The 8,732-nt window shown below is 64.1% G+C and carries 9 protein-coding genes; 2 read left to right on the top strand and 7 right to left on the bottom strand.

Features of this window, described 5'->3' with window-relative positions; all coding sequences use genetic code 11:
* Positions 1-3 precede the first annotated feature (3 nt).
* The 7 genes from PQQ53_RS03165 to paaA all read right to left on the bottom strand — a co-directional run bounded on the left by PQQ53_RS03165 (position 4) and on the right by paaA (position 5,364).
* On the bottom strand, positions 4-615 hold the full coding sequence (locus PQQ53_RS03165; protein WP_408140375.1) for a TetR/AcrR family transcriptional regulator: 612 nt from the start codon (positions 613-615) through the stop codon (positions 4-6).
* 14 nt (positions 616-629) lie between these two features.
* Complete coding sequence (locus PQQ53_RS03170; protein WP_408140377.1) at positions 630-1,442, bottom strand: DUF1835 domain-containing protein; 813 nt, start codon at positions 1,440-1,442, stop codon at positions 630-632.
* Positions 1,443-1,587: 145 nt separating this feature from the next.
* A complete protein-coding gene (paaE, locus tag PQQ53_RS03175) occupies positions 1,588-2,676 on the bottom strand; it encodes a 1,2-phenylacetyl-CoA epoxidase subunit PaaE (protein WP_408140378.1) in 1,089 nt (362 codons plus the stop codon).
* Between the two features lies 1 nt (position 2,677).
* On the bottom strand, positions 2,678-3,223 hold the full coding sequence (gene paaD / locus PQQ53_RS03180; protein WP_408140380.1) for a 1,2-phenylacetyl-CoA epoxidase subunit PaaD: 546 nt from the start codon (positions 3,221-3,223) through the stop codon (positions 2,678-2,680).
* A 7-nt stretch (positions 3,224-3,230) separates the two neighbouring features.
* Positions 3,231-4,034, bottom strand: a complete 804-nt coding sequence (gene paaC / locus PQQ53_RS03185) for a 1,2-phenylacetyl-CoA epoxidase subunit PaaC (RefSeq protein ID WP_408323266.1) — start codon at positions 4,032-4,034, stop codon at positions 3,231-3,233.
* A gap of 8 nt (positions 4,035-4,042) precedes the next feature.
* Complete coding sequence (gene paaB, locus PQQ53_RS03190) at positions 4,043-4,327, bottom strand: 1,2-phenylacetyl-CoA epoxidase subunit PaaB (RefSeq protein WP_007179854.1); 285 nt, start codon at positions 4,325-4,327, stop codon at positions 4,043-4,045.
* A 38-nt stretch (positions 4,328-4,365) separates the two neighbouring features.
* On the bottom strand, positions 4,366-5,364 hold the full coding sequence (paaA, locus tag PQQ53_RS03195) for a 1,2-phenylacetyl-CoA epoxidase subunit PaaA (protein ID WP_408140384.1): 999 nt from the start codon (positions 5,362-5,364) through the stop codon (positions 4,366-4,368).
* 214 nt (positions 5,365-5,578) lie between these two features.
* On the opposite strand from paaA, the gene PQQ53_RS03200 reads away from it, so the two are divergent.
* Both PQQ53_RS03200 and PQQ53_RS03205 read left to right on the top strand, forming a co-directional pair.
* Positions 5,579-7,201 (top strand): NAD(P)/FAD-dependent oxidoreductase, encoded by a 1,623-nt coding sequence (locus PQQ53_RS03200; RefSeq protein ID WP_408323267.1) that lies wholly within the window; start codon positions 5,579-5,581, stop codon positions 7,199-7,201.
* An 88-nt stretch (positions 7,202-7,289) separates the two neighbouring features.
* Complete coding sequence (locus PQQ53_RS03205) at positions 7,290-8,567, top strand: SGNH/GDSL hydrolase family protein (RefSeq protein ID WP_408323279.1); 1,278 nt, start codon at positions 7,290-7,292, stop codon at positions 8,565-8,567.
* The last annotated feature ends 165 nt before the right edge of the window (positions 8,568-8,732 follow it).

Here is an 8,732-nt window from a genome sequence, read left to right on the forward strand (position 1 = left end):
GCGTCATTTCGCCGGGGGCGTGCTCAAACCGTGATCCACCATGCCGACCACCTGTTCGGCGAATTCACGGTAGCCCATGCGCCCGTCCGGCTTCAGCCACGTGAATGTCCAGTTGATCATGCCGAACACCATCATGGTGAGGGCGGTCTGATTCTCGCGACTGGCGCGCTCCGGATAAGCGCGCGCCAACTGCCGCGCAAAGGCCGCGACCACGTCGCGCTGGCGATTCAGGATCACCTCGCGCTGCGTGTCGACCAGATACTTCACGTCGTTCAACAGCGCGACGTGCCGGCTATGCGAGGTTTCATACTCGGACAGAAACGCGCGGATCAGCTCGGCGAAGGTTTCCCGCTCGGTGAGTCCGCGCCGCTGGCTGGCGCCTTCCACCTCGGCGATGATCAGCATCAGTCGCTTCGTGTAGCGATCGAGCAGATCGAACAGGATCGCTTCCTTGCTCGCATAGTAGTGGTACAGGCGTGCTTTCGAGGTGCCGCTCGCGGCGGCCAGATCGGCCATTGACGTGCTGGGATAGCTGGTTTGGGCGAATTTCGCCGCCGCCAGCTCGAGAATCTGTTCGCGTTGGGTTTCGTGGTCGGGGGCTCGGGTGCGGGCCATAGTCGTCTGTTTTATTAGTTTGGACAGGGGGCGCGCGCCGCGCACAACTCCAGTGTGCGCCATGCGCCGGTGTCGCCGCGCAGCTTGATGCGTCGCGTCGATGCCATTTCGCGAAGGCGCCACAGGACGACGCTGTCGCTCACCAGAAACCAGAGCTCGGCGGTCATCAGCTCGGCGGCGACGCGCGCGGCGGGTTGCCAGTCTTCGGTGATGCGTTCGAGAATCAGCGCGTCCAGATCGGCGAAGCTGCCGCTCGTGAAGGTGTTGTCGCGCCAGCGGCGTGTTTCGCCGTTCGCGTGCTTGACCTCCTGCCATTCCAGCGCGAGCCGGCTGATGCGCAACACTGAAATCGGCGCGGCGTCAGCCAGACGCGCTTTCAGCACGGCAGGCGCAAACATGCCGACCGAGGTCGCACGATCCCGGCGGCTGTGCGCCCACGCGCCCGGATCGGTCAGGTCGCGAATCGACAGACGCGCCTCGTTCAGGCGCTGCGGGCTATTGCGCAGGTGGTAGCACACGCGGCGCAGCATCAGTTGATCCGCCGCGCTTTCGCCGTGCCAGACCACCAGATTCGCTTCGCCGCGCGCGATGTTGTCCAGCGCCGCTGCCTGCTCGCGGAATTCCCGCAGGAAATCCCGCCGGGTGTCCACGCTGACGCGATCCCAGAAGTTCGCGCGCACATCCGGCGCGTCGTCGATGCCGCGCAGCGGGCCGACTGCCAGATCGTCCCGTAGCGACTGCACGCGATCGTCGCGGCCCGCTTCGCGCAGCGCGATGCGTAGGGAGTCGGCGGCGACATCGCCATTGGTGAGATGAATCGTGCTCATGAGCAGTGGCTTGCTGGGGCAATAACAGAAAGGGCCGCTCGCCGAGCGGGACAGGTGTCCGATCGCGAGCGGCCCCTAGTGTAAAGGATCGCGATGCCGCGAAAGGCGCCGCGGGTGTCGCGCGGGCCTCTGTACGGCGTGCGGCTCAGCGTTCGTCGTAGCTCACCACCACGCGGTCGCTGATTGGATGGCATTGGCACGTCAGCACGAAACCGTCGCGGATTTCGTGCTCTTCGAGCGTGTAGTTCTTTTCCATTTTCACTTCGCCTTCCAGCACCTTCGCGCGGCAGGTACAGCAAACCCCGCCCTTGCACGCGTACGGCAGCGCGAGCCCGGCGCGCAGGCCGACGTCCAGCACGCTCACGCCCTGATAGGGCAGGCGCAACTTGCGCCGCTTGCCGTCGAGCACGATTTCGAGGTCGGCGGCCGGCGTGTCGTCGGTGATCTCGACCGGCGGTACGCCCGCTTGCGGCAGCGGCGAGCCGAAGCGTTCCACGTGCACTTTTTCCTGCGGCACGCCGGCGGCTTTCAACGCGGCCTCGGCGGCGTCCATCATCGGGCCGGGGCCGCAGATGAAGGCTTCGTCGATCGCATCGGCCGGCAGCAGATTCTCGATGAAGGCCGCGCACTTCTGCTGGTCGAGCACCCCGTTGAACAGCTCCACGTCCTGCAGATCGTCGGACAGCACGTGATACAGCACGAAGCGGTTCATGAAGCGGTTCTTCAGGTCTTCGAGCTCTTCCGCGAACATGATCTGATCGACGCTGCGGTTACCGTACACGAGCGTGAAGGTGCTGCGTGGCTCGATTTCGAGCGTTGTCTTGATGATCGCCAGCACCGGCGTAATGCCCGAGCCGCCTGAAAACGCGAGGTACTGCTGACCTTGGTCGGCGTTGAGGTGGGTAAAGAAACGCCCATCCGGCGTCATCACGTCAATCGTGTGGCCGGGCTGCAGCGTGTCGAACGCGAAGTTCGAAAAGCGCCCGCCGCGCACGCGCTTGATGCCGATGCGCAGCTCGCCGTCGCGATCGTAATCGGTGACGCCGACGCAGATCGAATACGAGCGGCGCGTTTCCTCACCGTCGATATGCGTTTTCAGCGTGACGAACTGGCCTTGCGTGAAGCGATACTGGTCGCGCAGCTCGACCGGGACTTCGAAGGCGACCGAGACCGCGTCGGCGGTTTCGGGCCGCACTTCGCGGATACGCAGCGGATGAAATTGCGGGGTGGCCATATCAGTATGGTTTGAAGTAGTCGAAGGGTTCGCGGCAGTCGAGGCAGCGGTACAGTGCCTTGCACGCGGTCGAGCCGAATTGCGCGAGACGCTCGGTATGCGCCGAGCCGCAACGGGGGCAGCACGGAGCCGGCAGCACCCGCGGCACGAAGCGCATCACTTTTTCCTGTGCCGCCGCGGCCGAACCGCAGTTGCCCGTGGGCGGCGCGATGCCGTAGGCGCGCAGCTTTTCGCGGGCGTCGGCGGTCATCCAGTCGGTGGTCCAGGCCGGCGCGAGCACGGTGGCGACGCGATACGGCGTGAGTTCCGCGACGTCGAGCGCATGAGCGACGTCCTCGGCAATCTGCGACATCGCAGGGCAACCGGAATAGGTCGGCGTGATCACGACTTCGAGGGTGCCGTCGATATCGCGGCGTACGTCGCGCAGAATGCCGAGTTCGCGAATCGACACCACCGGAATCTCCGGATCTGGCACCGTTTCAAGGACGTCCCAGGCGCGTTGGAGCGCGGCGTCGGCCGTAGCGTTCGAGGCAGTCGAAGTCGTCATCGTCGGATTACCACGTGGCGCCAGGATGCTGGCGCGCGAGGCTCTGCATTTCGGCGAGTACGAAACCCATGTGCTCGGAATGTTCGCCGTGCTTGCCGGTCGTGATGTGCTTGACCGCTTCGGGCAGCGTCAGCGTGGCCGTGTCGAGCGTGGCGCGCACGTCGTCGAGCCATGCGGCTTCGAGGTCCGCGGTCAGCGGGCCGATGCCCGCCGCGGCAATCGTCTCTTCCACCGCGTCCGCGCTGAAGAACTCGCGCGTGTACGGCAGCAGGTAGTCCAGCGCGGCTTGCGCGCGGCGGTGCGATTCTTCGGTGCCGTCGCCGAAACGGATCAGCCACTCGCTTGCGTGATGCACGTGGTAGCTGGTTTCCTTGATCGATTTCGACGCGATCGCCGCCAGCTGTTCGTCCGTGGAAGTCGTCAGCGCGCTCCAGAGATGCGCCATCAACGTTGAATACAGGAAGTTGCGCGCGATCGTGACCGCGTAGTCCTTCTCGGCTTGCGCGGTGCCGCACAGCGGGCCGTAATGCGGCAACTCGGCCAGCGTGTAGTTGGCGAATTCACGCTCGGCGCGGAAGTACGCGTAGTCGTCCTCCGTACGGCTCTTGCCGGTGAGCCGCTGCTCGAGCGAGGCGGCGTGCGTGTACAGCAAACGCGCCTGGCCGATCAGATCGAGACTCATGTTCGACAGCGCGATGTCCTCTTCGAGGATCGGCCCGTGACCGCACCATTCGGTATTACTCTGACCGAGAATCAGCGCGGTATCCGCGAGGCGCAGCACGTATTGGAGATGTTGGGGGGTGATGTCCATGGCCGCGCTTACATGTGGTTGACTTCGTCGGGGAGCGTGTAGAACGTCGGGTGGCGGTAGATCTTGTCGCCAGCCGGTTCGAACAGCTCCGCCTTGTCTTCCGGCGCGGACGCCGTGATCGCCGACGACGGCACCACCCAGATGCTCACGCCTTCCTGGCGGCGCGTGTAGACGTCGCGCGCCATGCGCAGCGCCATCGGCGCGTCGGCGGCGTGCAGACTGCCGCAGTGTTTATGGTCGAGTCCCTGCTTGCTGCGCACGAAGACTTCCCAGATCGGCCATTCCTTGTTCATTGCTCTATCTCCTGTTTCTTCCTGACGCGCCCGGTCTATCAAGCGGCGCGCTGTTGGGCGCGCTGGCGCTGTTTTTCGGCGTGGGCGAGGGCGGCTTCACGGACCCAGTCACCTTCGTTATGGGCTTTGACGCGAGTGGCGAGGCGCTCGCGGTTGCACGGGCCGTCGCCGTTCACGACGCGCCAGAACTCTTCCCAGTCGATGTCGCCGTAGTCGTAATGGCCGCGCGCTTCGTTCCATTTCAGGTCGGGGTCGGGCAGCGTGACGCCGAGCACTTTGGCCTGATCGACAGTGGCGTCGACGAATTTCTGGCGCAGGTCGTCGTTGGAAATGCGCTTGATGCCCCATTTCGACGACTGATTGCTGTGGATCGAGTCCTTGTCGCTCGGGCCGAACATCATCAGCACCGGCCACCACCAGCGATTCACCGCCTGCTGGACCAGCTCGCGTTGCGCTTCCGTGCCGGACATCATCGACATCAACGCGTCGAAACCCTGGCGCTGATGGAACGACTCTTCCTTGCAGATGCGGATCATCGCGCGGGCGTACGGGCCATAAGTGCAGCGGCACAGCGGGATCTGGTTCATGATCGCCGCGCCGTCGACCAGCCAGCCGATCACGCCGACGTCGGCCCATGTGGGCGTCGGGTAATTGAAGATGCTCGAATACTTGGCCTTGCCCGAATGCAACGCGGCGATCAGCTGATCGCGCGACACGCCGAGCGTTTCGGCCGCGCTATAGAGATAGAGGCCGTGACCGGCTTCATCCTGTACTTTGGCGAGCAGGATCGCTTTGCGCTTCAGGCTCGGAGCACGCGTGATCCAGTTGCCCTCCGGCAGCATGCCGACGATTTCCGAATGTGCGTGCTGGGAGATTTGCCGTACCAGCGTCTTGCGATACGCATCGGGCATCCAGTCCTGAGCCTCGATCTTGCCGTCGGCGGCCATGACCGCATCGAACTGCGCCTGTTCGGGCGAGCTCGCGCCCGCATCAAGCGGCGCGACATTGCCGGGAATATCCAGGGATTGCGTGTACATGGGGACGCTCTCTGCGGAAGTTGTCTGAGTTCGCTCAGTATAAGCCAACCGACCGGTCGGTTAATAAATTTTTTTGACGGAAGTCGTCCGCATTGATAGCTGTTCCGGCCCGCTTGTCACGGCGTTTCTTCAGCGTCGCTGGTCCGTGCCGGCACTTAACCTATAAAATTGCGAATTGGCCGCAATTGGCGGCCCTCCTGCATCCCCGGTACCCATGTTACGTCTAAGCGAAATCAAACTCCCGCTCGATCATCCCGAGAGCGCCCTCGACGCGGCCGTCCGTGCGCGCCTCGCGGAACTCGGCGTGGCTGAAGGCGGGCTCATCCGATACACCGTGTTTCGCCGCGCACACGACGCGCGCAAACGCGCCGACATCAAGCTCACTTACATCGTCGACGTCGAGGTATTGGATGAAGCAGCCGCGCTCAAGCGGCTCGCCGACGTGCCGCACTGCGGCGTGACGCCCGACATGGCCTACCGGTTCGTCGCGAGGGCGCCGGCGCAATTGACCACGCTGCGCCCGGTCGTCATCGGCATGGGGCCGTGCGGCCTCTTTGCCGGACTGATTCTCGCGCAGATGGGTTTCCGGCCGATCATCCTTGAACGCGGCAAGGCGGTGCGCGAGCGCACCAAAGACACTTTCGGGCTGTGGCGCAAGTCGGTGCTCAATCCCGAGTCGAACGTGCAGTTCGGCGAAGGCGGCGCGGGCACGTTCTCGGACGGCAAGCTATACAGCCAGATAAAGGACCCAAAGCACTACGGCCGCAAGGTGCTCGACGAATTCGTCCGCGCCGGCGCGCCGGAAGACATTTTGTATCTGAGCCGGCCCCATATCGGCACGTTCCGCCTTGTCAGCATGGTCGAGAAGATGCGCGCGACTATCCATGAGCTGGGCGGCGAGGTGCGCTTCGAAACCCGCGTCGACGATATCGACATCGACGGCGGCAAGGTGCGCGGCTTGACGCTGTCGACCGGCGAGACCTTGCGCTGCGATCACGTCATACTGGCGGTCGGCCATAGCGCGCGCGATACCTTCGAGATGCTGCACGACCGGGGCGTCTTTATCGAGGCCAAGCCGTTTTCGCTCGGTTTCCGGATCGAACATCCGCAGGGTTTGATCGATCGTAGCCGCTTCGGCAAATTTGCCGGCCACAAACAGCTGGGCGCCGCCGACTATAAGGTCGTGCACCACTGCAGCAACGGCCGCGCGGTCTACAGCTTCTGCATGTGCCCGGGCGGAACCGTGGTGGCGGCGACGTCTGAGCCCGGGCGCGTGGTCACCAACGGGATGAGCCAATATTCGCGGGCGGAGCGCAACGCCAATGCGGGAATCGTGGTCGGCATCACGCCGGACGATTACCCGGGCGGACCGCTCGCCGGCATCGCTTTTCAGCGCAAATGGGAAGAGCGCGCGTTCGAACTCGGCGGCGGCAACTATATGGCGCCGGGCCAACTGGTCGGCGATTTCATCGCCGGGCGGCCTTCCACGTCGCTGGGTTCGGTGGTGCCGTCCTACAAACCTGGCGTGCATCCGACCGATCTGAGCACTGCGCTGCCCGACTATGTGATCGAGGCAATTCGCGAAGCGCTGCCGCAGATGGACAAGAAAATCGCGGGCTTCGCTATGCACGACGCGGTGCTGACGGGCGTTGAGACGAGAACGTCGTCGCCGATTCGCGTGCGCCGCCGGGATGATTATCAGAGTATGAATGTCGAGGGTTTGTATCCTGCAGGCGAGGGAGCGGGATATGCCGGGGGCATTTACTCCGCGGCGATCGACGGGATCGAAGTTGCCGAAGCGCTTGCGTTGAAAATGACCGGCGGGCAGCCGGCTTGAGTTGGATGGGCCGCGTGCGTTCGCGGCCGCCCGCAGTCACCGTTGCGATCGGGCACAATGCGCGTTTGGCCTTGAACCGACCACCCGAATGACCCTTCGTACCCTAGCTGCCGCATGCGGCGCGGCGCTGCTTGCGCAGTTTGCCGCTTCCTCGAACGTTTTCGCCGCCGACGCCCCGCTGGCGGGACATTGGGTCGCCGCATGGGCGACGGCGCTGCAACCCATTCCGCAGCGAACGGACTTGCCGCCGTTGTATCGCGCACCGGAAGTCGCCGGGCGCACTGTCCGGCAGATTGTTTACCCGACGCTGTCGGGAAAGTCGGCGCGAATCCATCTGAGTAACGAATACGGCAAGACGCCGCTTGTCATCGAAGAACTGCGCATTGCGCGTTCGGCGGGCGGCGCGGCTGTTGTCGAAAACGGCGCGGTGCGCGTGACGTTCGGCGGCAAGACGGCAGTCAGCATTGCGGCAGGCGGAGAATTGGACAGTGACCCGGTCGCGCTCGATATCGCCGAAGGCGTGCCGTATGCAGTCAGTGCAGTCACGGGGCCGGAACAGCGGGTCGCGGCATGGCACCGTGTGTCGAATCAGGTGAATTACGTGTCGGTGCCGGGCAATCATGCGGCGGACGCTTCTGCGGACGCATTCCGTGGCCGGTTTACGCACTACATTTGGGTGACCGGGTTGTCGGTGGAGGCGGGGTCTTCGTCGGCTGCGATCGCCGCGATCGGCGATTCGATCACCGACGGCATGCGTTCCAGCCTGAATCAGAATCGTCGCTGGCCGGACGCGTTGGCCCGCCGGCTGGACGGTGGGGGCGATCGTTCGATCGCAGTCGTCAATCTCGGGATCAGCGGGAATCGGCTGCTGAGCGACTCGCCCTGTTATGGCGACGCGCTGGCAAGCCGTTTCGACCGCGACGTGCTCCGGCGTCCAGGCGTCAGGACGGCGATCCTGCTGATCGGTATCAATGACATCAACTTCTCGGCGATGCCGCCGCGCAGCGGGCTCGACTGCGACTTCCCGCATACCGCGGTGACGGCCGCGGACCTGATTGCCGGGTACCAGCGGCTGATCGCTGCCGCGCGACACGCCGGTGTGAAGATGTTCGGCGCGACGTTGACCCCGGCATCGCTGCCGGCGGAGCGGGAAAGCATCCGGTTGGCCGTCAACCAATGGATTCGGACCAGCCATGCGTTCGACGGCGTCGTGGATTTCGACGCTGCGCTGCGGGACCGGGCGCAGCCGGACCGGCTGCAGCGGGCTTTCGACAGCGGCGACCACGTCCATCCTAGCGATGCCGGTTATGCCGCAATGGCTGCAGCGGTTCCCGTGGATGCAGTTTTGAGCTCGACCCGTAGGTAAGCCGACGGAAAAATTCCCGTCACATGCTTGTCACAGGTTGGATATTCACCTAGTATTCGCCCCCTCGTTTGCGAACGAGGGCCGCGGCAGAAACCAGCGGTCGTGACGTCAGCAGGTTTTAAGCGAAAGCGAAAAAATGTTGTTGACGAAACGAAAAAGAGCCTT

It is taken from the genome of Paraburkholderia strydomiana (assembly GCF_046030495.1).
Lineage (GTDB): Bacteria > Pseudomonadota > Gammaproteobacteria > Burkholderiales > Burkholderiaceae > Paraburkholderia > Paraburkholderia strydomiana_A.